Origin of the sequence: Mesorhizobium sp. CA6 (assembly GCF_020165035.1) — a bacterium.
In the GTDB taxonomy this organism is placed as follows: Bacteria; Pseudomonadota; Alphaproteobacteria; order Rhizobiales; family Rhizobiaceae; genus Mesorhizobium.
In genome coordinates this window covers 22,438-47,210 of record NZ_JAIUHI010000029.1, presented here as the reverse complement: position 1 = coordinate 47,210, position 24,773 = coordinate 22,438, and the positions used below count along the sequence as shown (strand labels likewise).

The 24,773-nt window shown below is 64.7% G+C and carries 25 protein-coding genes and 1 pseudogene; 12 read left to right on the top strand and 14 right to left on the bottom strand.

The genetic code is table 11. The features are described from left to right. Positions 1 to 109: 109 nt before the first annotated feature. Entirely contained in the window at positions 110 to 370 is a 261-nt protein-coding gene (locus LB526_RS28495) for a hypothetical protein (RefSeq protein ID WP_224547113.1), read from the bottom strand. 130 nt (positions 371 to 500) lie between these two features. Here LB526_RS28495 and gcvA point away from each other — a divergent pair, with 130 nt between their 5' ends. Beyond that, on the top strand, positions 501 to 1,421 hold the full coding sequence (gcvA, locus tag LB526_RS28490) for a transcriptional regulator GcvA (RefSeq protein ID WP_095769576.1): 921 nt from the start codon (positions 501 to 503) through the stop codon (positions 1,419 to 1,421). A gap of 105 nt (positions 1,422 to 1,526) precedes the next feature. On the opposite strand, the gene LB526_RS28485 is transcribed toward gcvA, so the two are convergent. The 6 genes from LB526_RS28485 to tsaD form a co-directional block, all read right to left on the bottom strand. After that, positions 1,527 to 1,952: a DUF1761 domain-containing protein gene (locus LB526_RS28485; RefSeq protein WP_224547115.1), complete on the bottom strand. Its 426-nt coding sequence runs from the start codon at positions 1,950 to 1,952 to the stop codon at positions 1,527 to 1,529. Between the two features lie 51 nt (positions 1,953 to 2,003). Next, on the bottom strand, positions 2,004 to 2,702 hold the full coding sequence (locus LB526_RS28480) for a class I SAM-dependent methyltransferase (RefSeq protein WP_224547117.1): 699 nt from the start codon (positions 2,700 to 2,702) through the stop codon (positions 2,004 to 2,006). Beyond that, a complete protein-coding gene (locus LB526_RS28475) occupies positions 2,657 to 3,082 on the bottom strand; it encodes an EVE domain-containing protein (RefSeq protein ID WP_095769579.1) in 426 nt (141 codons plus the stop codon). The genes LB526_RS28480 and LB526_RS28475 overlap by 46 nt, the downstream gene beginning before the upstream one ends. A 90-nt stretch (positions 3,083 to 3,172) precedes the next feature. Beyond that, positions 3,173 to 3,469, bottom strand: coding sequence for a YciI-like protein (locus LB526_RS28470; RefSeq protein ID WP_040996441.1), 297 nt, complete (start codon positions 3,467 to 3,469; stop codon positions 3,173 to 3,175). Between the two features lie 15 nt (positions 3,470 to 3,484). After that, positions 3,485 to 4,486, bottom strand: coding sequence for an NAD(P)H-dependent glycerol-3-phosphate dehydrogenase (locus LB526_RS28465; protein ID WP_224630532.1), 1,002 nt, complete (start codon positions 4,484 to 4,486; stop codon positions 3,485 to 3,487). Beyond that, a complete protein-coding gene (gene tsaD / locus LB526_RS28460) occupies positions 4,483 to 5,568 on the bottom strand; it encodes a tRNA (adenosine(37)-N6)-threonylcarbamoyltransferase complex transferase subunit TsaD (protein ID WP_224630534.1) in 1,086 nt (361 codons plus the stop codon). Before tsaD ends, LB526_RS28465 begins: the two co-directional genes overlap by 4 nt. Positions 5,569 to 5,671: 103 nt before the next feature. On the opposite strand from tsaD, the gene hemC reads away from it, so the two are divergent. The 11 genes and pseudogenes from hemC (at position 5,672) to LB526_RS28405 (ending at position 15,570) form a co-directional block, all read left to right on the top strand. Beyond that, a complete protein-coding gene (gene hemC, locus LB526_RS28455) occupies positions 5,672 to 6,595 on the top strand; it encodes a hydroxymethylbilane synthase (protein ID WP_224630531.1) in 924 nt (307 codons plus the stop codon). Position 6,596: 1 nt separating this feature from the next. After that, positions 6,597 to 7,310 carry a uroporphyrinogen-III synthase gene (locus LB526_RS28450; RefSeq protein ID WP_224630530.1) on the top strand — a complete coding sequence of 238 codons (714 nt, stop codon included), beginning with the start codon at positions 6,597 to 6,599 and terminating at the stop codon, positions 7,308 to 7,310. A gap of 100 nt (positions 7,311 to 7,410) precedes the next feature. Continuing rightward, positions 7,411 to 8,889, top strand: a complete 1,479-nt coding sequence (locus tag LB526_RS28445; RefSeq protein WP_224630529.1) for a COG4223 family protein — start codon at positions 7,411 to 7,413, stop codon at positions 8,887 to 8,889. Positions 8,890 to 8,898: 9 nt separating this feature from the next. Further along, positions 8,899 to 10,476, top strand: a complete 1,578-nt coding sequence (locus LB526_RS28440) for a heme biosynthesis protein HemY (protein ID WP_224630528.1) — start codon at positions 8,899 to 8,901, stop codon at positions 10,474 to 10,476. A gap of 45 nt (positions 10,477 to 10,521) precedes the next feature. Beyond that, positions 10,522 to 11,001 carry a TerB family tellurite resistance protein gene (locus LB526_RS28435; protein ID WP_224630527.1) on the top strand — a complete coding sequence of 160 codons (480 nt, stop codon included), beginning with the start codon at positions 10,522 to 10,524 and terminating at the stop codon, positions 10,999 to 11,001. A gap of 18 nt (positions 11,002 to 11,019) precedes the next feature. After that, positions 11,020 to 11,736 (top strand): glutamine amidotransferase, encoded by a 717-nt coding sequence (locus LB526_RS28430; RefSeq protein ID WP_224630526.1) that lies wholly within the window; start codon positions 11,020 to 11,022, stop codon positions 11,734 to 11,736. Between the two features lie 139 nt (positions 11,737 to 11,875). Further along, positions 11,876 to 12,106: a hypothetical protein gene (locus LB526_RS28425; RefSeq protein ID WP_224630525.1), complete on the top strand. Its 231-nt coding sequence runs from the start codon at positions 11,876 to 11,878 to the stop codon at positions 12,104 to 12,106. A gap of 34 nt (positions 12,107 to 12,140) precedes the next feature. Beyond that, positions 12,141 to 12,297, top strand: a pseudogene (locus LB526_RS28420) (GMP synthase); the annotation flags it as partial. A 293-nt stretch (positions 12,298 to 12,590) separates the two neighbouring features. Beyond that, positions 12,591 to 13,535 carry an ABC-three component system protein gene (locus LB526_RS28415; protein ID WP_224630524.1) on the top strand — a complete coding sequence of 315 codons (945 nt, stop codon included), beginning with the start codon at positions 12,591 to 12,593 and terminating at the stop codon, positions 13,533 to 13,535. Beyond that, entirely contained in the window at positions 13,532 to 13,780 is a 249-nt protein-coding gene (locus tag LB526_RS28410) for an ABC-three component system middle component 6 (RefSeq protein WP_224630523.1), read from the top strand. Before LB526_RS28415 ends, LB526_RS28410 begins: the two co-directional genes overlap by 4 nt. Beyond that, positions 13,777 to 15,570, top strand: a complete 1,794-nt coding sequence (locus tag LB526_RS28405; RefSeq protein WP_224630522.1) for an ABC-three component system protein — start codon at positions 13,777 to 13,779, stop codon at positions 15,568 to 15,570. The genes LB526_RS28410 and LB526_RS28405 overlap by 4 nt, the downstream gene beginning before the upstream one ends. Before the next feature lie 186 nt (positions 15,571 to 15,756). Here the strand turns inward: LB526_RS28405 and LB526_RS28400 are convergent, their stop codons facing one another. The 7 genes from LB526_RS28400 to LB526_RS28370 all read right to left on the bottom strand — a co-directional run bounded on the left by LB526_RS28400 (position 15,757) and on the right by LB526_RS28370 (position 24,685). Then, entirely contained in the window at positions 15,757 to 16,995 is a 1,239-nt protein-coding gene (locus tag LB526_RS28400) for an MFS transporter (RefSeq protein WP_224630521.1), read from the bottom strand. Between the two features lie 156 nt (positions 16,996 to 17,151). Further along, the gene (locus tag LB526_RS28395; RefSeq protein ID WP_224630520.1) at positions 17,152 to 18,252 is read right to left on the bottom strand and encodes an aminotransferase class I/II-fold pyridoxal phosphate-dependent enzyme; all 1,101 of its coding nucleotides are present in this window, start codon (positions 18,250 to 18,252) and stop codon (positions 17,152 to 17,154) included. 178 nt (positions 18,253 to 18,430) lie between these two features. Further along, positions 18,431 to 18,892: a MucR family transcriptional regulator gene (locus tag LB526_RS28390; protein WP_224630519.1), complete on the bottom strand. Its 462-nt coding sequence runs from the start codon at positions 18,890 to 18,892 to the stop codon at positions 18,431 to 18,433. A gap of 205 nt (positions 18,893 to 19,097) precedes the next feature. After that, entirely contained in the window at positions 19,098 to 19,802 is a 705-nt protein-coding gene (locus LB526_RS28385; protein ID WP_224630518.1) for an ROK family protein, read from the bottom strand. A 17-nt stretch (positions 19,803 to 19,819) separates the two neighbouring features. Next, on the bottom strand, positions 19,820 to 21,196 hold the full coding sequence (gene zwf / locus LB526_RS28380; RefSeq protein ID WP_140846440.1) for a glucose-6-phosphate dehydrogenase: 1,377 nt from the start codon (positions 21,194 to 21,196) through the stop codon (positions 19,820 to 19,822). A 13-nt stretch (positions 21,197 to 21,209) separates the two neighbouring features. Next, positions 21,210 to 22,223: a phosphogluconate dehydrogenase (NAD(+)-dependent, decarboxylating) gene (gene gnd, locus LB526_RS28375; protein ID WP_224630517.1), complete on the bottom strand. Its 1,014-nt coding sequence runs from the start codon at positions 22,221 to 22,223 to the stop codon at positions 21,210 to 21,212. Between the two features lie 50 nt (positions 22,224 to 22,273). After that, positions 22,274 to 24,685: a glucan 1,4-alpha-glucosidase gene (locus LB526_RS28370; protein WP_224630516.1), complete on the bottom strand. Its 2,412-nt coding sequence runs from the start codon at positions 24,683 to 24,685 to the stop codon at positions 22,274 to 22,276. Between the last annotated feature and the right edge of the window lie 88 nt (positions 24,686 to 24,773).

Sequence of the window (24,773 nt, the reverse complement as noted above, 5' to 3'; positions counted from 1 at the left end):
AGTAGGCAGTAGGCAGTAGGCAGTAGGCAGTAGGCAGTAGGCAGTAGGCAGTAGGCAGTAGGCAGTAGGCAGTAGGTGTCTCCTTCCCTATTGCCTATTTGCCTAATCTTTACTGCCTCTTTCCCGGTTTCTGCCAGCCCGTGCCGAGCAGCCCGATCTCACGAAGCTCCCTGTCCATCGTCTTCGCGATGTCGCGGCATCCGGCGCCGATGTCGCGCAACTGGCTATCGGAGAGGTCTTCGATCGGATCATGGGACATCCGGGCGGCGACGCGAGCCTGGCGCAGCCAATCGCGTGCCGAACGCAGCCAAAGGGCGAAGCCGGAAGGGGATTCCAGGGTGGTGCAGGGCTTCAGGGCGATCTCAGACATGGCTCTATCCGTGTTCTCCGGATATCAAATCCGGTTTTATGGTGTTGCGATGAAGCCATGATGCCGGATTGAAAAACAAACGGGAAACGAGTAGTTCTTTTCCGATCGTCAAGTTTTATTTGGAGATCGCATGTCCAAGCTGCTGCCGGGAACGCGTGCGCTGCGGACGTTCGAAGCGGCAGCCAGGCATCTCAACTTCACCCGCGCGGCCGACGAGCTCGGCCTGACGCCAGCGGCGGTCAGCCACCAGATCAAGGAAATCGAGGATCAGCTCGGGCTAGTGCTGTTCACGCGCACCAGCCGCACCATCCGGCTGACGGAGGAAGGCAATGTGCTGCTGGAGGCCTCGGTCGATGCGCTTGACCTGCTGAACCGCGCCGTCAGCCGCGCCCGCAAGATGACTCGCGGCACGGCGCTGCTGAAGGTAACGCTCGACGCGCAGTTCGCGACGAAATGGCTGATGCGCCGCGTCGACGACTTCCGCAAGCAAAAGCCGGGCATCGAGCTGCGCTTCGACATCACCTACGATGTCCGGGATTTCGACCTCGACGACGTCGATGTCGGCATCCGCTTCGGCGCCGGCAAATATCCGGGGCTCTGCGCGCATCGGCTGTTCGAGAACATCATCATCCCGGTGTGCAGCCCGGCGCTGCTGGCGTCAGGTCCGCCGCTGAAGGAGCCGCGCGACCTGTTCAACCACACGCTCGCGCATATCGAATGGTCGCGGCAGGGCGTGACCTGGCCGAACTGGAGCATGTGGATGCACGCGGCCGGCGTCGACGATTTCGACGACAGCCGCACGCTGGTCTTCGGGTCGTCGACCGACGCCACCCAGGCGGCGCTCGACGGCAACGCGGTGGCGCTCGCCGACTTCGCCATGGTCGCCAACGATCTTTCGCAAGGACGTCTGGTGCGGCCTTTCGAGCTCGGCATCAAGGTCGCGCCGGAATTCGCCTATTTCCTGGTCTATCCGGAGGCGGCGAAGGACGACGCGCGCGTCGTCGCCTTTCGCGAATGGCTTACCGAGGAGGCGGCGAAGACGCCGACATGACGGCTGGCTTAGAGCGGTTCAGCGTTTCTCTGAATCGTCGAACCGCTCTAAATACTTGTTTCCGCGCAATTCCGGACGGAAAACCGCTACTTTCCTGGAATTGCTTTAGCCAGCCGCGGCGGCCGGCGCGCCGAACCAGCCGATGATGGCGCCGATGATCAGCATCACGCCCAGCCAGTGGCCGGCATCGATCAGCGTCAGGGCCCAGCCGAAGCCTTCATAGCGGTGGTTGACGGCAAGCGTGGTGGCAATGAAGCCCAGCCAAAGCACGAAGCCGAACAGCAATCCCGCGATCGGGTTCGGCTCGCCGCCGGTTATGGCGCCCACCACCAGCGTCAGCACGAGCGCCATGATCAGCTCGGCGATGAAGCTGACGATGAACGGAGCGACCGAGCGCTGCATGGTGGCCGAGTCGAGCTTGGCGGCCTTCAGCCAAGGCTTGCTCAGGCTCATATACCAGGCGGCGCCGAACAGCCACGCGACGACGGCGGCGGCGATCACCGCCAGCCAGTTCACGACCGAAAAATCCATGCTTTTCCCCTCCAAGTTGAAAGGCGATGGAACGCTTGTTCGGCGATCGCGTCAAGCAAGGCGCCAGACGGTGGTGCGCTTGACCTCGGCATCTTCCAGCACGCGCGTCACCGGAACCTGGTAGACGGCAAGCGATCGCAGCCCTGTCTTGGGGAGGTAGGCGCGGCCGGGATCGCCGACGAGGATCTCGGCGCCGCGCTCCCTCAGAGATCCGAACCAAGGCAGCAGCCGGTCGGAGAAAGCCTTGTCATAGAAGACGTCACCGGCGAGCACGACGTCCCAGCCGTCGTCGGTGCCGACGCAATCCGTGCCGCGGAATTGCGCTTCAACGCCGTTGGCGTCGAGGTTGATGGCGATCGCCGTCTCGCAGAACGGGTCGATGTCGGCGGCGATCACTTGGCTAGCGCCGGCTTTCATCGCTGCGATCGCGACGAGGCCGGAACCGGAGGCGAAATCGAGCACCCGTTTGCCGCGTACGGTCCCCGGATTATCGAGCACATAGCGGGCGAGGCCTTGGCCGCCGGCCCAGGCGAAGGCCCAGAAGGGCGGCGGCAGGCCGATCTCGGCCAGCTCCTCCTCGGTGCGCAGCCATAGATCATGCGCCTCGTCGGCGAGGTGCAGCAGCACTTCCGGCACATGCGGCGGCGCCATCAGCGCCGTATTGTCGAGGATGAACTTTTTCGCGCTCTTTGGCGTAAGCCGGGTCACGGCGCCGGGTTGAGCTCGGCCATGCGGCAGACCTCTTTCCATTCAGCCGGCGTCACCGGCTGCACGGAAAGCCGGCCGAGCCGGACCAGCGCCATCTCGGCGAGCTTCGGGTTGGCCTTGACCTCTTCAAGCGTCACCGGCTTCGGCACGTCCTTATAGGCGCGGATGTCGACGCATTCCCAGCGCGGATCGTCGGTCGTGGTGTCGGGATGGGCCAGCGCGCAGACCTCGGCGATGCCGACGATGTCGAGGCCCTCATTGGAATGGTAGAAGAAACCGAGATCGCCGATCTGCATCGCCTTCATGTTGTTGCGGGCGGCGTAGTTGCGCACGCCATCCCATTGCGTGCCGGCCTTGCCTTTGGCCTTCAGCGCCTCGAAGGAAAAGACCGAGGGTTCGGACTTGAACAGCCAGTAGTTCATATCGTTTGTCCCATCGCTTTGTCGCACCGCCACGCATGGCGTTCCCGTCTATGCTTACTCTCTCGCCGTCGATGCGGCGAGAGCAGCCAATCATGCGCCGGCGGGCTTCTGGAAGACCCAGTTCCACGGACGGATCTGGACGCTTTCGAACAGGCCGGCCTTGGCGTAGGGATCGGCCGCGGCCAAAGCTTGGGCAGCAGCCATGTCCGGCGCTTCGATCATCACCAGGCTGCCGTCCGGCTTGCCGTCGGCGTCGAGGAAGGGACCTGCAAAGGCAAGCTTGCCCTCGGCGATCAGACCTTCCAGGAACGCAGCATGCGCCGGCCGCGTGTCGACGCGCAGCTGCAGGCTGCCGGGCTTGTCCTTGCAAATCAACGCAAACAGCATTTTCAACTCCGATGGTCAAATGTCGGTTTCGGTTTTGAGCGGCCTCGTCATCAGCGCGGTCACGGCCTGGCCGATCGTCACCTTGCCGTCGAGGATGGCGGCGACGGCCGAGATGATAGGCGCCTCGATGCCGCGCTCGGCGGCGATGCGGGCGGCAATCCCCGCCGTCGGCACGCCTTCGGCCAGCGGCAGGCCGTCAAGCGGCTTGCCCTGGCCGAGCGCCAAGCCATAGGCGAAATTGCGCGACTGGGCCGAGGAACAGGTGAGCAAGAGGTCGCCGAGGCCGGAAAGCCCCATCAGCGTTTCCGGCCGGGCGTCGAAGGCGGCGCCGATGCGGCGCAATTCGACGAAGCCGCGCGTCACCATGGCGGCCTGGGCGCTGGCGCCAAGCCCTGCGCCGGTGACGGCGCCGGCGGCAATGGCAAAGACGTTCTTCAGCGCGCCGCCGATCTCGACGCCAATCAGGTCGTCGCTCGAATAGCAGCGCAGGTTCTCCGCTGAGAAGCGCGCGGCAAGCTCGGCCGCCAATTCCGCATCGCGGGCGGCAACCACCACGGCGGTCGGCAGGCCGCGCGCGACGTCGCTGGCGAAGCTCGGGCCGGAAAGCGCCGCGACCGGATTGCCCGGCAGGCTTTCCTCGACGATCGCCGAGAGCAGCGCGCCGGTATCGCGCTCGATGCCCTTGGCGCAGAGCACCAGCGGCGCTCCCTGGGGCACATGGTTGCGGGCGTTGGCCAGGATGGCGCGCAGCGACTGCGCCGGCGTCACGGCGAGCACGCAGTCGGCGCCGTCAAGCGACGCGGCAATGTCGCTGGAGGCCATGATGCCGGGCTCGATCCTGATGCCGGGCAGGTAGCGCGGGTTCTCGCCGCGGGCGATGGCGGCGACGGTTTCGGCGTCGCGGGCATAGAGCCGGACATCATGGCCGGCGCGCAACATGGCCAGCGCCAGCGCCGTGCCCCAGGCGCCGCCTCCCAGCACCGCAACGCGCCAGCCGCTGGTGCTTTTCTTGGTCATGCCTTGGCACCACGCCGGCCCGAGCCGACCAGGGGCGCGGAAACACTGTCGAGCGGCCAGCGCGAGCGCGGCACGAAATCGGCGGCATTTTCGTCGGCGATGCCGGCGCGCAGCCGCTCTATGCCGGCCCAGGCGATCATCGCCGCATTGTCGGTGCAAAGCTTCTGCGGCGGCGCGACGAACGCGAAGCCGGCCTCGGAACACAGTGCTTCGAGCGTCGCCTTGATCGTGCGGTTGGCGGCGACGCCGCCGGCCACGACCAGCGCCGGCTTCGCTTGGCCAGGAAATTCCTGGCGGAAGCGGGCAAGGGCGCGGCCGACGCGATCGCCCAGCGCGTCGGCCACCGCGGCCTGGAAAGAGGCGCAGATATCGGCGACGTCCTGGTCGCTCAGCGGCGCGATCGCCGTCGCCGCCTGGCGCACCGCCGTCTTCAGGCCGGAGAAGGAGAAATCGGGCTGTGCCGAGCCCTTCATCGGGCGCGGGAAGGCAAAGCGGCCTGCATCGCCGCTGACGGCCGCCTTCTCGACATTCGGGCCGCCGGGATAGGGCAGGCCAAGCATCTTGGCGGTCTTGTCGAAGGCTTCGCCCAGCGCATCATCTATGGTGGTCGCCCAGCGCTGGTAATCGCCGACGCCGCGCACCGCGACGATCTGGGTGTGGCCGCCGGAAACGAGCAGGAGAAGGTAAGGAAAATCGAGACCATCGGTCAGCCGCGCCGTCAGCGCGTGGCCTTCGAGGTGGTTGATGGCGATCAGCGGCTTGTTGGCGGCGGCGGCGATTGCCTTGGCGGTCATCAAGCCGACGATCAATCCGCCGACCAGGCCGGGACCGGCAGTGGCGGCGATGGCGTCGATCTCATCGAGCGATACCGCCGAATCGGCGAGCGCCGCCTCGACGATGCCGTCCAGCGCCTCGACATGGGCGCGCGCGGCGATCTCGGGCACGACGCCGCCAAAGGCCGCGTGCTCCTCGATCTGGCTGAGCACCACGTTGGACAGGATTTCGGGCGCGGCGACGCCGTCCAGCGCCACAACGCTGGCCGCCGTCTCGTCGCAGCTCGTCTCAATGCCCAGAACGCGGATCAATTGGTCGCTGGCCTCTATGATTGTATCACCGGCCAATCCCAATTAGGAAAAGGCCCGGCAGACCTCAAGCTGCCCCGGGGGTTATCACGGACCGCGCGCCATGCAAACTTTGAAAATCGGAACACGCGGCAGCCCGCTGGCATTGGCCCAGGCGCATGAGACGCGGGCGCGGCTGATGCAGGCGCATGGCCTGCCCGAAGAGGCGTTCGAAGTGGTGCCGATCTCGACCAGCGGCGACCGCATCCAGGACCGGCCGCTGTCGGAAGCCGGCGGCAAGGGGCTGTTCACCAAGGAAATCGAGGAGGCGCTGCTCGAGCGCCGCATCGATATCGCCGTGCATTCGTCGAAGGACATGCCGACGGTGCTGCCCGTCGGGCTGGAGCTTGTCACTTTCCTGCCGCGCGAGGACGCGCGCGACGCCTTCATCGGCAAGACGGCGAAGCGGATCGCCGACCTGCCGCATGGCGCCGCGGTCGGATCGTCATCGCTGCGCCGTCAAGCGCTGATCCGCCGCATGCGGCCGGATCTCGACGTGGTGATCTTCCGCGGCAATGTGCAGACCAGGCTGCGCAAGCTGGACGAAGGCGTCGCCGAGGGCACCATCCTGGCCTATGCCGGATTGAAGCGCCTCGGACTTGAGCATGTCGTCACCGACCTGATACCGCTGGAAGCTTTTCCGCCGGCGCCGGGACAAGGCGCGATCGGCATCGAAACCCGCATCGGCGACCACGACGCCGAAAAGATGCTGGCGGCGATCCATCACGTGCCGACCGGCCAGGCGCTTACCTGCGAGCGCGCCTTCCTCGCCGCGCTCGACGGCTCCTGCCGCACGCCGATCGCCGGCCATGCGACGGTGTCGGGCGAAAAACTGTCCTTCGCCGGGCTGATCATCTCGCCCGACGGCACGGAATCGCATGAAGTCCGGCTGGAAGGCGAAGCTGCCGACGCGGCGGAGATCGGCCTGGACGCGGCGCGCACGGTTCGCGCCAGGGCTGGTGCGACATTCTTCGACGGCTGGGCCTGACATGGTCCGCGTCTTGGTGACGAGGCCGGAGCCTGGCGCGTCGCGCACGGCACGACGCCTCGAAGCCCTGGGATTCCAACCTGTCTTGCTGCCGCTGACCGAGACGAGCGCATTGCCGGTCGAGGCGAGCATCGGCACCGATGGCGTCGCGGTCGTCGTCACCAGCGCCAATGCGGTGCGGCATGCGCCGAAGGCGCTGATCGCGGCATTTGCGCGCCTACCTTGCCACGCAGTTGGCAAACGGACGGCGGAAGCCTGCCGCGCGGCGGGATTCCTCTCCGTCACGGAAGGTCCGGGCGGCGCCGAGGCGCTGACCGATGCCATCGCCGGCGGCCTTGCCGGCAAGGCAATCGTCTATCTGTGCGGCCGCGTCCGCTTGCCTGCGTTCGAGCAGCGGTTGGCGGCGGCTGGCGTGCATGTCCAGGCGATCGAGACCTACGACACGACAAGCATCGACTATGGCGATGCCGATGTAGTCGCCCGCCTGTCGGGCCGGCCGACCGACGCGGCGCTGCTTTATTCGGCCAAGGCCAGCGCCGCGCTGGCCAGCCTGATTGCGCGGCCGGCCTTGCGGCATCTCTTTGAAAGAACGGAATTCCTGGCGCTCTCGGCCCGTGTCGCCGAGCCGCTGGACGGGGTTGCCGGTGACAGGGTCCGCATCGCGTCCAAGCCCGAGGAAGAGCAGCTGCTGGCGCTTTTGTCGCTGCCCGGCTGAGCCGCGTCATCACACCGCCCCTTTTCACCGCTTGGTGATGTGCTAGAGCATCCCCTGGACCCTTTGAACCATCCTCAAGCCAGTTCGCGGAGCCCAAAGCATGGTCAAGACGCCGAAGATGCGACATTCGAAGACCCGGCGCGAGCCGGTGACCATCGAACTCGAGCCCGGCGCCGTCTCGCGAATCACTGACGAGGATGCCGCCAAGGCCTCGGCCAGTGCCGCGCAGACCGACGAGGCGAAGGCAGAAGAGGCCGCCGCTGCTTCGCAGCCGGAGCCGCCGGAAGAGCCGATCCATGCCGAGCAGGCCGATATCGAGCCGTGGGAGCATAGCGACGCCGCGCAGGCAACTGCCGATAAATCAGAGGCCGGCAAGGGCGAGCCGGAGGCGCCGTATCCCGGCGCGTCCGATGCGCCGAAGAGCCAGCCCAAGGGCTTCGATTACAATTTCGAGGACGCATCCGCGCCTGGCGCCCGCGCCTCGGCATCGAAGGCAAGCGAGACACGAAGTGAGACATGGGGCGAGGATGGCGTGCCGCAGCCCCCGCGCAGAACCGGCGTCAACGCCATCGCTGCGGGCGTCGTCGGCGGCGTGATCGCGCTTGCCGGCGCCGGCCTGCTGCAGGCGGTCGGGCTGATTGGCGCGCCGGGATCGAACGGAGGATCGCTCGATGGCGTCAATGGCGAGATCGCTTCGCTGAAAACCGAGATCGCGGCGCTGAAGGAAAGCGGCGGCACCGGGGCGGCCTCGGCCAAGGTCGAGGGCCTGTCCTCGGCGCTCGATCAGGTCAAGGCCGATGTGGCGGCGCTGAAATCGTCGGCCGGCCAGGGCGGCGACGGCGCTACGCTCAAGGCGCTCGGCGACAAGGTCGGCCAGATCGAGACAACCGTCGCCGAGCTGCAGAAGAACGGCAATGCGGCACCCGCCGATCTCGGTCCGCTCAACGAGAAGATCGCCGGGCTCGACGCGCTGGTGAAATCGGCGGGCGATGCGGCCAAGGCCGAGGACGACCGGGTCGCGGCGCTGGAGCAGTCCGTATCGCAGCTTTCCGGCAAGGTCGAGGCGCAGGCCTCGCAACCCAAGATCGCGCTGGCGATCGCCGCCTCGGCGCTGAAGTCGGCGCTCGATCGCGGCGCGCCGTTCGCGACCGAGCTCGACACCTTCGCGGCGATCGCGCCGGACGCGCCCGAGCTCGCGGCGCTGCGCTCCTATGCCGAAAAGGGCGTGCCGACCCGCGCCACCATCGCTGCGGAGGCCGATGCCGCCGCCAACGCCATGGTCAATGCGGCAAAGCCGGTCGACCAGAATGCCGGCTTCTTCCAGAGCCTGGTGTCGAGCGCTGAATCGCTGGTCAAGGTGCGGCCGGTCGGCGCGGTCGAGGGCAAGGGCGTGCCGGAAACCGTCGCGCGCATGGAAGTGGCGGTCAACCAGGGCGATTACGCTAAGGCGCTCAGCGAATATGACGCGCTGCCGGACGCGGCAAAGGCGGCCGGCGCCGATTTTGCCGGCAAACTGAAGGCACGGCTGGAGGTCGAAAAGCAGCTCGAAGCGCTGATTGCCGGCGCGACGAAGGCTTAAGGAGACAAGATGATCCGCATCCTCGTCTTCCTCGCCGTCGTCTTCGCGCTCGGGCTCGGCTTTGCCTGGCTGGCAGACCGCCCGGGCGAGATGCTCGTCACCTTCAACGGCTACCAGTACCAGGTCACGCTGATGGTGGCGGCGGTGGCGATCGTCGCTGTTGTGGCGGCGGTGATGATCGTCTGGTGGCTGATCAAGTCGCTGTGGAACAGCCCCTACACGATCTCGCGCTATTTTAGGGTGCGCCGCCGCGACCGCGGATACCAGGCATTGTCGACGGGCATGATCGCCGCCGGCGCCGGCGACGGCGCGCTGGCGCGCAAGAAGACCAAGGAGGCGGCCAAGCTGATCAGCTCCGACCAGGAGCCGCTGATCAACCTGCTCGACGCGCAGGCCTCGCTGCTCGAAGGCGACCATAAAGGCGCGCGGGAGAAATTCGAGCGCATGCTCGACGATCCCGAGATGCGGCTGCTCGGCCTGCGCGGGCTTTATCTGGAGGCCGAGCGCCTCGGCGACCGCAATGCCGCGCGCCACTATGCCGGCCGCGCGGCGGCGGTGGCGCCGCAGCTTGCCTGGGCGGCGGAATCGACGCTGGAAGAACTTACCGAACGCGGCGATTGGGACGGCGCGCTGAAGCTGGTCGAGGCGCAGAAATCGACCAGGCAGATCGAGCGCGACGCCGCCAATCGCCGCCGCGCCGTGCTGCTCACCGCCAAGGCGCAGGCGCTGGTCGACAGCGATCCGAACGCGGCCCGCACCGCGGCGCTCGAAGCCAACAAGCTGGCGCCGGATTTCGCGCCGGCCGCGGTGATCGCCGCCGATCTGGTTATCCGGCAAAACGACGTGCGCAAGGGCTCCAAGATCCTGGAGGCCGCCTGGAAGGCCGAGCCGCATCCCGACATCGCCGAGCTATATACCCATGCCAGGCCGGGAGACGCCGTGCTCGACCGCCTCAACCGGGCGAAGAAGCTGCAGGAATTGAAGAAGAACCATGCCGAGTCGGCGATGGCTGTGGCGCGCGCGGCGCTCGACGCGCAGGATTTCGCCACCGCGCGGCGCGAGGCGGAGGCCGCGATCCGCATGGATCGCCGCGAGGGCGCCTATCTTCTGCTCGCCGATATCGAGGAGGCAGAGACCGGCGACCAGGGCAAGGTGCGGCAGCTGCTGTCCAAGGCGGTGCGCGCGCCGCGCGATCCGGCCTGGGTGGCGGACGGTGTCATCTCCGAGCGCTGGGCGCCGGTGTCGCCGGTCACCGGCAAGCTCGACGCCTTCACCTGGCGTGCGCCGATGGAGCGGCTTGGGCAGCTGATCGACAGCGACGCGGATGTCGGCGTACCGGCGATCACGGCTGCGCCGCCTGTCCAGCCTGTCGCCGAGAAGGCGATCGACATCGTCGCCGATGCTCTGGCCGAGAAGCCGGCGCCGGTGCCGTCAAACGGCGGCGAGAAGGACGCGGCCGTTGCGGAAGCCGACAGTGAGGCTGAAACCAGCGGCCTGGGTTCGGAGCTGCCGCCTCTGCCGGATGACCCTGGCGTCACGCCGGAAGAAGAAGCGGAAAAATCGCAGCGCCGCTTTCGTTTGTTCTGAGGCTGTGTTCTGGGACCGGGTTTGGTGGGCAGGGAAAAAACATCGATGTTCGAGCGCGTATTGTCCTTCCTGAGGGATCTGCCGGCTGCTGGCGAGGCCAAGCCGAGCGCCGACGATCCGCGCGTCGCGGCTTCGGCGCTGCTCTATCATGTGATGAACGCCGACGGCGTGCGCCAGGACGTCGAGTGGGAACGGTTCAAGCAGATCCTGGCCGAGACCTATTCGGTGAGCGGCAAGGAACTCGATGCGCTGGCGGCGGCCGGCGAGCGCGCCGACAACGAGGCGATCGACCTCTACGCCTTCACCAGCGTCTTGAAGCGCCACCTCGACCCCGAGGCGCGCAAGGCCTTCATCGGCCTGATGTGGGAAATCGTCTATGCCGATGGCGAGCTTGACGAACTCGAGGACAACACAGTCTGGCGGGTCGCCGAGCTGATCGGCGTCGAGCGTCGCGACCGCATCGAGGCGCGCCGCAAGGCGGCAGCCGAGGTGCCCGGCGCGCGGGGCGAATCGAGCGACGAATAGCAGGATCCTTCGCCTTCCATGCCACCCAGATCGAGGCCGAGACCAAAAATCCTGATCGTGCTGCATCAGGAGACTTCGAGCCCCGGCCGCGTCGGCCACATGCTCCTGGAAGAAGGCTTCGACCTCGACATCCGCCGGCCGCCCTTGGGTGACGAATTGCCCTGCACGCTGGACGGTCACGCCGGCGCGGTGATCTTCGGCGGGCCGATGAGCGCCAATGATGAGGACGAGTTCGTCCGCCGCGAAACCGACTGGCTGGAAATCCCACTCAAGGAGAACCGACCGTTCCTCGGCATCTGCCTCGGGGCGCAGATGCTCGCCAACCACCTTGGCGGCAAGGTCGAGGGCCACGGCGAGGGCCTGGTCGAGATCGGCTGGTATCCGCTGAAAGCGACCGAGGCCGGCAAGAAACTGCTGCACTGGCCGGAAATGGTCTACCAGTTCCACCGCGAAGGCTTTTCGCTGCCGAAGGAAGCGACGCTGCTGGCGACGGCGGAAACCTATCCCAACCAGGCGTTCCGCTATGGCGAGAATGCCTGGGGCATCCAGTTCCATGGCGAGTTGACAAGGATGATGATGCAGCGCTGGGTGGTGCGCGGCGCGCATCGCTTCGAACTGCCCGGCGCCCAGCCCGGCCGCGACCATCTCGGCGGCCGGCTGATCTGGGACATGCACCTCAAGCGCTGGCTGAGCGAGTTTTTGGGGCTGATTTTTGGCAGGCCGGCTGTGGGGTAGAGCGAAAGGCCATTGCTCGAGACGGAGCTTAAGCCAAAAACGACTTCGTAGTCGGCGCTGTGCACCGGCAGTCTCGGCGGTATCGGCGGAGCCGCGAATCTGTGCTAAGGCGCCGCGCAATCAATCAAAGGAAGACACCGTGAGCGAACTGACCTTGGCCGAGGCGACCGAAAATATCTATGCCTCACTCCGCGCCGACAATGCCGAACTCGATGCGCATATCGCGGCACTCAAGGCAGCGCTGGCGCGGGAGGGGAAGAAACAGGCGGTGTTCGATCCGGCCAAGCTGGTGCAGAACAACCGCGCCGGCCGCAAGTTGATGCAGGCCTATTTTCGGCAGCGCGGCGTCAGCGTGAGCTTTGCGGAGTAGCGGAACAGCGAGCGGAGCGATCTCAACCGGGCCGTTGGCTGGGGACGTCGAAACCTATCGCAACCAGGCCTTCCGCTACGGCGACAATGCCTGGGCATCCAGTTCCATGCCGATTTGTCGTGCGCGGTGCGCATCGTTTCGAATTGCCCGGCGCCCAGCCCGGCCGCGGCCATCTCAACGGCCGGCTGACCTGACACATGCGTCTCAAGCGCTGGCTAGCCGAATTCTTGGGATGATTTTGGTAGGCGGTGGTGAGGTAGGTTAAACCGATAGTTCTGAAAGACGCGCTTGACCCAAAGATGACTTACGTCTGACGAGGCGTAGACGTATCGTTAGCCTTATTTTGATGCCATCCTCGAGTCTTCTCCAATACAAAGGCCGCATCGATCCATGCCTAAGACCGGTCACTTGATCGAGCTGAGCTTAGTATTGATGATGGTTGCGGTTCGCGTTCGGTCATGCTCAAGCCTGGGGTTTCAATTTGATGCACTCGCCATCCCGAAAAAAAGCCATCCGGGCAGCGCTGGAGCTGAAGTTGCGGAGATCGAAAGGAACACGACTCCAGGACTTTTTTGCCGAACTGATGACGGCGATTCACGGCGATAAGTTTCTGCCGATCGGAAGCGACTATTCCCGCGGTGACCTCAAATGCGACGGGCTTCTACTGGATCCGTTGACCATTTTTGCCTGCTATGGCCCGGTCAATGCAGGAGCCAACGCAACCGAAGCGGCGATGAAGACAGCGATTTCTAAGGTCGATACCGACTTCGCCGGCGCCCTTAGGCACTGGCCCAAGCTCAAGGTGTGGAAATTCGTTCATAACTATGTAGAGCAACTGCCCGCACAGATCGTCCAGAAGATCCTGGAACTCTGCGAACAACATAGCGCGATTAAAATCGAACTTTTCGGTAAAGAGCAGTTCGAGAATGCGCTTTTCTCGCTGGACGCCAAGGCGATCGAGGCGCTCGTCGGCGATGCGGCCACCGACGAGGACTTTCGAGCTCTCCAGCCGACAGTCGTGTTGTCCGTTGTTGAGAGCATCATGGCTGCAGTCGATCATCGCCTTGTCCCAGACGATACGCCCGTGGAGGTCCCACGGCAGAAGCTGCATTTCAACGGCCTGTCCGCGCACTCGCAGGACCGGATCGTCAAGGGTATGCAAAACGCAGTTCGAGTGGCCAAACTAGTGCAGGATCATCAGGATCCGATGCTTGAGGGCAATCTTGCTGGCGCCTTCAAAGCCAAATATCTGGACTTCAAGGCGCAGAGTCTCGATCCTGACGACATCCTATTCCATCTCTACGAATTCGCCGCGGGCGGGGGAAGGACGTCCGCCGCGCTCGACGTATCGGTGTGGAGCCTCCTCGCTTATCTGTTCGAGAAATGCATGATTTTCGAGGATAAGCCGGTAGCGACGAGAGTCGCATGATCCTTCCCGGCAAGAACCTCCAGTCCGACAGGGCGCTTTTGACGATCGGCGGCGAAATCCTCGCCGTCCTCGATCAGCAAAGCTCGGTGTCTGCGGTATGGGAAGGCGTGCAGGCGCGCAGGTCGAAACGCGAGAGCGCCTCGCCGTTGCCGTTCGACTGGTTCGTCTTGGCCTTGTCACTTCTGTACGCCATCCAGGCGATCGAACTGCACGGCGATCTGCTCAGCAAAAGGTCGGTCGCATGATCCGCTCGGTCAGCAGCACGCTGCCATCGTTCAAGACGCTGGTGTTCAACTCCGGCCTCAACATCATCCTTGCCGACGTCGCCGAAACTTCGACCGATCGGCACACGCGAAATTCCGCGGGGAAGACCAGCTTCGTGGAGATCCTTCATTTCCTGCTCGGCAGCGACGCCGGCAAGACGTCGCTGTTCAAACATGACGAACTTATCGACCACAGCTTCACGGTTGAGTTTCTTATTGGGGATCGCTGGGTGCGCGCCACCCGCTCCGGCGCCAGCGATGAAAAGATCATCCTGTCGTCGGCAGATGCCGAAGCGCTCGGCTTTGCACCGCGGCGGGATCTATTCGAAACCGGCGACGAACCGACCAGCATCTCGCTCGATACCTGGAAGGGAGTCTTGGGCACCCGGTGGTTCGCCCTGCCACACGACCGATCCGGGACCGCCTTTGACGCCAAGGGCGCGCCGAGTTTTCGGCAACTGATCGGCTATTTCGCGCGTCGGCGAAAAGTCGGTGGGCTAAACAGCATCGAGAAGAACAGCAGCGACCAGCAACCCAGCAGTTGGCAAGTGTCCCTATCCTATCTGTTGGGGCTCGACTGGCGTGTCGCTCGCAAGTTTCAGGACATGCGGGACCGCAAGAAGGTGATCAGCGCGCTAAGCAAAGCGATCAAGGACGGAGATCTCGGACAGATTTTTGGCACGACCGCGGAAATCCGGCCCCAACTGGCGCGGGCAGAGGAGCAGATCGAAAAGCTCCGCACGCAGCTTGAGAACTTTCAACTCCATGACAGCTATCGCGAACTCGCCACCAAGGCTTCGACGCTAAAGGACCTCGCGACCGAGCTGACCTTCGCACTCGCCGAAGCGGATTCGGCGGTCGATTATATGACCAAGGCGCTCGAACAGGAGACGCCCCCTGCCTATGCCGATGTTGAGCGGCTCTATGCCGCCGCAGGTGTCGAACTTCCGGATGTCGCTCTGCGCCGTTTCGACGAGGTTAAGGCATTTCAAGCATCGGTGGCCACCAATAGGCGCCTCTACCTACAGGAGCAGATCGATGAAATCGTCGCCCAGCGCGACGGTCTGAACCAGGAGCTTGAGGATGCGACCAACAAACGGACAGACATCCTGCAGACGCTCGAGGGCAAGGGCGCCTTCGAGGATCTCATGCGTCTTCGCGAGCAGTTCGGCGAACTCGTCAGTCGCGCCGAGACCTTGCGCAGTAAGCTCCAGCACGCCGCGACCCTCGAAAATAACAAGGCTCAGCTCAAGGCCGAGGCTGCGGATCTGGAGCTGATGCTTCAGCGGAGCTACGAGGAGGCGGAGGACAGCATCAAGAGGGCAACTGTCCTGGTCGATCATGCGATCACCAAGCTCTACGACGATCGCACGGGCAACCTAATCGTCGAGGCGTCTCGGTCCGGCCCGAAGTTCCGTATCGAGATTCAGGGCGGCGGCAACAAGGGTGGCATCGACATGATGAAGCTCTTCTGTTTCGACACCGCGCTGCTGCGTATTGCGTTCGACCGCTTCGCGCCGGGGCCGCGGATGCTTGTGCATGACAGCCATCTATTTGATGGGGTGGATTCCCGGCAGGTCGCGCAGGCGCTGGTCTACGGTATGGGCATAGCCCGCGAAGTGAGCGGGCAGTACATTGTGGCGCTAAATAGCGATGAGCTCGACAAGGCCGAACTCGCCAGCGACGTTTCGTTCAAGCCATTCATCAATCCGGTCAAACTCGCCGACGACGAGACTGGGGGACTTTTCGGTTTCCGCTTCGATTTAGAATAGCGCTCAACCACGGGCCGATAGCTATGTCGCGGCGCAAGCGGTACACCGGGCTACTTGGCGGGAAGTGCTGCTAAAGCTACGTTATCCAGAACTGTCCGACAGCCAATGACCCACATCAGCCGTCATCGACGCAAGCTGATTGGTCCGAGCGTCGGCTTCCGAGGCTTAGATCCACCGCCCAATTCATCAGTTCCGGCTGTTCAGATGCTGCACCTGCCGCAGCGCCGGGAACAGATAGGCCCATAGGCCGGCGACGGCGATGGCGCCGATGCCGCCGATCACCACTGCGGGGACCGTGCCGATCAGCGCCGCCATGGTGCCGGCGCGGAATTCGCCGAGCTCGTTGGAGGCGCCGACGAAGACCTGGTTGACGGCGTTGACGCGGCCGCGCACCTCGTCGGGCGTCCAGAGCTGGATCAGCGTCTCGCGGATGTAGACGCTGAACATGTCGGTCGCTCCAAGCAAGGCGAGCGCGACGATGGACAGCCAGGTGATGGTCGACAGGCCGAACAGCACTATCGAGGCGCCGTACAAGGCGACGAAGCCGAGCATGATCTTGCCGGCATGGTCGCGGATCGGATGGCCGGCCAGCCAGACGGCGACGCAGATGGCGCCGATGCCCGGCGCCGAGCGCAGCAGTCCGAGCCCCCAGGGACCAAGCTGCAAAATGTCGCGCGCATAGACCGGCAGCAACGCAAAGGCGCCCGACAGGAGCACGGCGAACAGGTCGAGCGAGATCGCGCCGAGCACGATCTTCTCGCCCCAGATGTAGCTGAAGCCGGCAAACAGCGTCTGCATCGTCGGCTTGTCGGTGGCCGTCTGCTGGGCAGGCTTGGGAATGGTGAACACAAGCATGCCCGCAACCAGCATCAGCACAGCGGCGGTGGCGTAGGCGACTTCCGCCGACACGCCGTAGAGCAGGCCGCCGGCGACCGGGCCGACGATGGTCGCCGTCTGCCAGGCGGAAGAGTTCCAGGCGATGGCGTTGGCGAAATCTTCCTGCGGCACGAGATTGGCGAACAAGGAGGACGAGGCCGGGCCGTAGAAAGCGCGGGCAATGCCGAACATGACCAGCACGAGGAAGATCGGCAGCGGGCTGGTCAGGCCGCGCAGCGTCAGAAGCAGCAGGGCCAAGGCGCAGCCGGCCTCGACCAGGGTCGCCAGCGTCATGATCAGCCGGCGGCCGAAGCGGTCGGCGACGACGCCGGTGACAAGGACCAGGAGCAGCGAAGGCAGGAACTGGACGATGCCGACAATGCCGAGGTCGAACGGATTGCGGGTCAGGTCATAGACCTGCCAGCCGACGGCGACCGAGACGATCATGGTGGCGAAGGTGGTGAGGAAGCGCGCCGTCCAGTAGCTGAGGAACGGGCGGTGCCGGAACGCGGCGTAGCGCTGGTCTGGTGACGTTGTTTCGGCTGTCATGATTCGAGGGCCCCGTTGCGACAAAGGCCGGCGGGGCACTTCTACGGTGGGCGCTGGTCCGGCCGCAACCCTTTAGCCCAGTTCGTCTTGCCATGCGCGCAAAAAATCCGCGCTGGCGCGAAGAAAATCGGAATTGCCCGCTCTGGTGAGGTGCGTTCAGCCTCTCAAAGCAGCCGAGATGGCTTCCAGCCCGCCGCGCAACTCCGCCTCTTTCGGCCAGCTGAAACCGAGGCGGAAGAAACGCTTCGGCATCTCGAACCAGTGGCCGGGGCCGACATAGGTGCCGTATTCCTCCAGCAGCCTGGTATAGAATCTGTCGAGGTCGAAGCCGGCATCGACGTTGAGCCGCGGAAAGCCGACGACGCCGCCTTGCGGCCGCACCCAGTCGACCAGTGGCTCGCTGTCGATCCAGTCCTGCACGACGTCGCGGCGCCTGGCCATTTCGGGGAGCAGCGAGGCGAGGAAGGTATCACGGCGTTCGAGCGTGGCGCGGGCGATCGCCTCGTCGATGACGCTGCCGCAGATGCCGATCTGCTCCTTGGCGGCGAGGAACGTTTCCTGCAATTGCGGATCGCGTGTCACCAGCCAGCCGATGCGGATGCCGGGAATGCCGAAGGCCTTGGACAGCGAGCAGACGCTGATGGCGGCGGGGCTGAGCGAGGCCGCCGCGGGCAGGCTCTGTCCATAAGAGAGGTCGCGATAGGTCTCGTCGACCAGCAGGCGGCATTTGCGGCCTTCGGCAAGCGTAATCAGCGCGTCGAGATCGGCGCGTGTCATCATCGTGCCGGTCGGGTTGTGCGGGCAGGTGACGCTGATCAGTCTGGTGTTCGGCCGCAGCTCTGCCTTCACACGGTCGATGTCGATGGCAAAGCCCTCGTCGAAATCGAGATCGATATAGGAGATGGCGCAGCCGATCGCCTTCGGTGTCTCGATGTTGGTGGCGTAGTTCGGCCGCACGACCACGAGATGGTCGCCGGCCGACAGAAGCGACGTGGCGATGATGAACAGCGCGCCGGCCGCGCCAGCGGTCACCAGCACATCATCGGGGGAAAGACCGCTGTCCTGCCCGGCGATAAGCGCCCGCAAGTCCTTGTCGCCGCGATGCTCGCCATAAAACAGCGTGAGGTCGGGCAGCGCGAGACCGATATCGGAGAGTTTCTGGTCGGCGATCGAGCTTTCGGAAAGGTTGTAGCGGATGCGGTCGTAGCCGTATTCCTCCGGCGCTTCCTTCTCGATCACCATCCTGGCGTAGTTCATGACCGTGTCCCCCAGCGGTTCACCCTTTTAAACAGACCGCGCGTCCTGTTTTGACGCAATTCCGTACGGCTTTTCTGGAATTGCCTGGTGGAACGGTATCCAAGCCATAAAAGCAGGAAGCCTGCCAAGGCTGATTCCTCGGCAGGCTTCCCTAAACCATTGGTGCAGGCGCGTTATTTCAGGCCGGGGCTTTGGCCTTCCTGCCCCTGGCAGGCTTCGCCGGCTCCGGTTCCGCCTTGCGGCCGAGGCCGATCGACTTGGCAAGCTGCGAGCGCGACGCCGCGTAGTTGGGTGCGACCATCGGGTAATCCACCGGCAGGCCCCATTTGGTGCGGTAGGCTTCCGGCGTCAGGCCGAAATGCACGCCGATATGGCGCTTCAGCGATTTGAACTTCTTCCCGTCCTCGAGGCAGATGATGTAGTCCGGCGTCACCGAGCGCCTGGGATTGACGGCGGGAACCGGCGGGGGTGCCGCGGGCTCCGCCGGCTGGCTGATCCCGCCGATCGAAGAGGCGACGCTGGCGATCAGTCCGCCCAGGTCGGAAGCAGGCAGGCGGTTTTTGGCGACATAGGCCGATACGATATGAGCGGTGAGCTCGAGCAGGTCGATTTCCCTGGCTGTGCTGGTGTCCTCGTCCACGTAGTCCCTCCATTTCTGCCGCAAGGTCGCGAAAACGATCCGGTTTTCGCGGTGTAATGTCGAAGCGCTGCGAGCGTTGTTTGCGAATTCGGGAAGCCGCAGGGGCCGCAGGCCGGCGAATTCCTAGTCGGCAAATCTGCGCGGCGCAACATTTTGTCGCGTCAATACACGCTGTTTTGAACAATTATACTGAAATGTAACTATATCAGACGACCAGCGCCTTGTCGCGCCACAGACGAAATCCACCCTCGAAAGCGCGAGTGTTGTCGCCGCGCCGGGATTTTTCCGGCAATTGATCGAGCTTGTCGACATTGCCGCCGCCGATCACGACATAGTCCGGCTGCAAGGCGGCGCGGAGCCTGTCGACAACGTCGAGAACGTATTTGCGCCACTTCTTCTTCCCGTGCTTCACCAAGCCGCGTTCGCCGACATAATCCTCGAAAGTCGCTCCCTTCTTGTAGGGCAGATGGGCGAGCTCCATGGGCTGGCCGACATTCTTGATGATCATGGCGGCGCCCAGGCCGGTTCCGAGGCCGAGGAACAGCATGCGGCCGCCGTCATAGCTGCCGATGGCCTGCATCAGCGCGTCGTTGACGAGTTTCACCGGCTTGCCGAAAGCGGCGGTGAAATCATAGCCGTTCCAGCCCTTGCCGAGATTGAAGGGATCGAGCGAGGGCTTGTTGTCGCGCACGGGGCCGGGATAACCCATCGAGATGACGTCGTAGTCCAGACCCTCGGCCAGTTTCTTGACCGACGAGACGACCTGGTCCGGGGTCAGGCTCGGTCCGGACGCGGCGCGGCGCATCTCGCCGCCTGCGCTGGTGAGGATCTTCACATGCGAGCCGCCGACATCGACGGTGAGCACGATCGGATCACCGGTTGCCGCGGCTTTCTTTGCTGCCTTCGCCATCCCGTCCTCCCCGAAAGTTATTTGCTCGGATTGATCCAGCCATCGGGTGGGCCGAAGCCGTTCATGGCATCGACTGGCCCCCAGGTCCCGGGCGTATAGATCGCCGGCGCCGCGGTGTCGCCGAGCACCGGACCGACGATGCGCCAGGCAAGCTCGGCCGCGTCCTGGCGCGTGAAGAGCTGGCCATTGCCGTTCATGGCGTCGCCGATCAGCCGCTCATAGGGCGGCATGTCGCCCTTGGTGTCGTCGAGCGCGGTCAGCTCCACCTGCTCGCCGATCATGTCGTCGCCGGCGACCTTGCGCTGGGCGCCGATCGAGATCGCCACCTGCGGGTCGATGCGGAAGCGCACATAATTGGCGTCGCCCGGCTTGATCGGATCGAAGACGTCGAGCGGCGGCCGCTTCATACGCACGATCACCTCGGTGGCGTGCACCGGCATGTTCTTGCCGGCGCGGATGAAGAAAGGCACGTCCCGCCAGCGCCAGGTGTCGACGAAGAAGCGCACCGCGGCGAAGGTCTCGACCGGCGAGTTGGGCCTGACGCCCGGCTCGGCCAGATAGCCGTCGAATTGGCCGCGCACGACATCGTCCTTGGTCAGCGTGCGGATCGCGCGCAGCACCTGCACCTTCTCGTCGATCAGGTCGTCGGCCGAGCGGCCGACCGGCGGCTCCATGGCCAAAAGCAACAGGATGTTGAGCAGGTGGTTTTCGATCACGTCGCGGATGCAGCCGACATCGTCATAGAATTTGCCGCGGCCCTCGACGCCGAAATCCTCGGCCATGGTGATCTGCACGCTCTCGACGAAATTGCGGTTCCAGATCGGCTCGAGGAAGGAGTTGGCGAAGCGGAAATAGAGCAGGTTCTGGATCGCTTCCTTGCCGAGATAATGGTCAATGCGGAAGATCGACTGCTCGTCGAACACCAGATGCAGCACCCGGTTCAGCCAGCGCGCCGACTGCAGGTCGTGGCCGAACGGCTTTTCCACCATCAGCCGCGCGCCGCGTGCGGTGCCGGACTGCTCCAGCCCTTGCACGACCGTCTCGAACATTGCCGGGGGAACGGCCATGTAGTGCAGCGGCCGCTGCGCGGAACCCAGCGCCGTCTTCAGCTTCTCGAAGGTCGCACCGTCGCGGTAGTCGCCGCTGACATAGCGCAGCAACGAGGCGAGCTTGGAAAAGACCTTGTCGTCGACACGGCCAAGCGCGGTGACGATGCCGTCGCGCGCACGGTCCACCAATTTGGGGAGCTCCCAAGGCTCGAAGGCGACGCCGATCACCGGCTCGCTCAGCGTGCCCTTGGCGACCATCTGGTAGAGCGCCGGGAAAATCTTCTTGTGCGCAAGATCACCGGTCGCTCCGAAAAGCACCAGCGTGTCGGACCTCTCCTGGCTCATGCAGTCTCTCCCCTCACGCGCCGGTCTTCGGCTTCTCGACATGACCGCCGAAGGCATAGCGCATGGCGGACAGAAGCTTGTCGGCGAATTGCGATTCGCCCTGGGAAGAGAAGCGGTCGAACAGCGCAGAGGACAGCACCGGCGCCGGGACGCCGGTGTCGATCGCCGCCTTCAGCGTCCAGCGGCCTTCGCCGGAATCGGAGACACGGCCGCCGAACTGGGCGAGCGCCGGATCGCTCTTCAACGCGCCGGCGGTGAGATCGAGCAGCCAGGAGCCGATGACGCTGCCATGCCGCCAGACCTCGGCGACCTGCGGCAGGTCGATGTCGAACTGGTAGTATTGCGGGTTTTCGAGCGGACTGGTCTCGGCGTCCGCTATCCTGGACCGCTTGCCGGCATTGGCCGACTTCAGGATGTTCATGCCCTCGGCATAGGCGGCCATGACGCCATATTCGATGCCGTTATGCACCATCTTGACGAAGTGACCGGCGCCGCTCGGTCCGCAATGAAGATAGCCGAAGGGCGCCGTGCCGGCATCCTTGGACGGGTTGACGCCCGCATCGGCGCCAGGCGCCAGCGTGGCAAAGACCGAATCGAGATGCTTCACAGCGTCATCAGGGCCGCCGATCATCAGGCAGTAGCCGCGCTCCAGCCCCCACACGCCGCCGCTGGTGCCGACATCGACGAAGTTGATGCCCTTAACCGCCAGCTTGGCCGCCTGGTCGACGGCATCGTGATAATAGGAATTGCCGCCGTCGATGATGATGTCGCCCGGCTCCATCAGCGCCGCCACCTGGTCGACGATCCTGCCGGTGATCGCGGCCGGCAGCATCAGCCAGGCGCAGCGCGGCTTGGCGAGCTTGGCGACGAACTCCTCCAGCGAGGCGGCACCGACCGCGCCGTCCTTGACCATGCCGGCGACGCTTGCCGAATTGATGTCGTAGACGACGCATTCATGGCCGTCGCGCATCAGGCGCCGCACCATGTTGGCGCCCATCCTGCCCAGTCCCATCATACCGATCTGCATGGTTTCATCCCGATTGCTTGAGGAAAGGAGAGTCCAACGGCCCTGCCGGATCACGATTGAGCGTCAATGCCGACGCTGAAGTCGACATTCTCCCAACGCATCGCCCCGGGCCAGAAAAAAGTGAAGACGATGGTGGTTCCCGGCTGCAGGCGGTTAACGGGCAAATCCACCAGGTGAATGCCGAACGCATTCTCGGTTGTCTTGCTGTCCTGCACGGTCAGCCATTTGTCGCTGCTCCAATGGACGACGCCAGGCGCCGACAATTCGACGCGCAGCGCCTTGCCGGCCGGAATGGAGCGGATCTTGTGGTTGAAGCGCCAGATCCTAAGCGGCGAGACCGTCTGGCCCTTGATATAACGTTCGACGCCCTGGGGCGGCAGGTCGAAGACGGCGCCGTCGCGCAGCGAGCGCAACAGCCTGATATGCTCGGCATGCGCCCAGACCAACGGCATAGCGCTGCCGGACGGTTTGCCCAGCCAGAGCTCGCGGTCCGGCATGTCGGGGCGATCCCAGACCTGCTCCGGCAGGAGGCCGCCGACGCCGGCCGAACGTTCGAAAGTCTCAAGCAGTTGCGCCGCCCTGTCCCCGCGGCCGGCGGACAGCTCGTAATGGGCACGCTCGCCGGCGAGCAGCGGCCACGGCCGCCCTCGGCCGGTGCCGTCGAAAGGCGAGCCGTCCTCGTGCTCGCCATAGCCGTCGCCGGTATAGCGGTACCAGAGCGGGCCTTGGGGCAGGTCGCAGCGCAGCTCGGTGTCGATGGCCTTGACGGTGTTAAGGATGCGCGGGTCGTCCGCGGCCCTCAGGCCGAAGCGGACCAGCGCCAGCGCATCCGGGCTGATGATCGCCTCGGCGGGCTTGTCGGTGTCGCCCGGTGGCCGGTTCTTGATCGGCACGAAGCCGTCCTTCGGCGAGGTAGCGCTGCCATCGTCGGGCGGGGCGATGCGGACATAATATCCGTCGATTCCCGCCCTGGCGCTCGCCTGTGTGCCGGTTACATAGGTCCAGCGCTCGACCTGGTCGTTCCAGCAATCGGCGATCTCGCGCAGATAGTTTGCCGGCTCATTGTTGCCGCAAGCGTCGAGCATATCGGCCGCCGCAAGCAGGCCCGCTATTTCCACGGCCAGTGTGAAAGGGCTGTAGCCGGCATCCTCTTCCCAGCGATCCTGGCCGGTGACCGGGCCGTTGCGCACGACATAGGCGGCGGCGTTCTCGATCATGCCCATGAAGTCGGCGAGCTTCGCCTTCGGCAGATGGCCGGCACGGCGCAAGGCATCGGCGAGCAGCAGCGGAAAGGCGCATTCATCCATCTGGATGCCGGGCCAATAGGCGGTGCCGTCGGACCAGCAATTTTGCGGCCAGTGGCCGTCCGGTTGCTGGATCGAGCGCAGATAGGCGAGGATCTGCAGCGCCTGCCTGCCGTCGCCGGCCGCCAGGAAGCCGCCAGCCGTCTCGACCAGGTCGCGCGGCCAGATGAGGTGATAGCCGCCGAGGTCATCGTCGCCCTTGTTGAAACCCCAGGGGATCGACAGGCTGGCGACCGCGGCGCCGGGCCTGGCTACCGACAGATGCGTCGCCAGCACTGCGCTGCTGGCGCGGTAGGTGTTCAGACCAGAGGCGGCGTGGCGGTCGAGCTTTTCCAGTCCTGCCTGAAATATCCGCCAGTTCTCGACATAAGTCTTCGCGGCCGGCTCGAAACCCTGTTGCAGGCTTGCAAGCGCAAGGTCGGCGGCTTCCTCCGGCGAAGCGCCGAAGCCGAGCGCCAGCAAGGCAACCGTCCTGCCGGCCGAAAAGCCGATCTCGCCGGTCAGCGCGACATTGCCGTTTTCCGCCGCCAAGCAGGATGGATCGAGCGCGCCGTTGTCGTGCAGTTGCTGCCAGCCGTCGGAAAAGCCGACATAGCCGGCCGCGCAGGCGCCCCAGGGCAAAGAGGAGGCGAGCGCCAGCGACACGCCGCGCCCTGTGGCGAAGAGAAGGCGCTGTCCCTTGTGCTCGCCGATCCAGGCCGTATTGCCCATGCCGGCATTGACGAGGTGCGGCGCAAGCAGCGCGTAGACGCGATAATCAGCCAGCGAGCCCTTGATCGCGCTGAAATGCACTTCCTGCAGCAGCACAGGTCGTTTCGAGTCCGTAACGATGCGTTTTTCGATGCGGTAGGCGCCATCGGAAGCGGTGTTGCTGAACCTGTAGCCGGGCACCCCGTCCTCGAAAGGGTCGACGGTGTGGGCCGCGTCGCGCTTCTCCTCGGAAAAATAACCGCCGGGGCCGGTGACGATCAGCCCCAGGTCGCGCGTGCAGGCGCTGTCGAGGTGCGGGTAATAGATTTCATTCAGGATGCCGTGACTGGTGGTGAACCAGAGCGGGCTTTTTGCCGAAAGCGCGGTTCCGACGCCACTCTTGGCACTTGACGTCCAGCGCGCCGGAATTCCGGGCGCGCCTTTAGCAACGGTCGGCGTCACTGCCATGCACTGGCCTCCTGCCGCGTTCCTAGACCAGGAGTCGCCGTCTTTTCAATCGTCGCACCGCAAGTTGATCGAGCAGCGCCGATGGTTT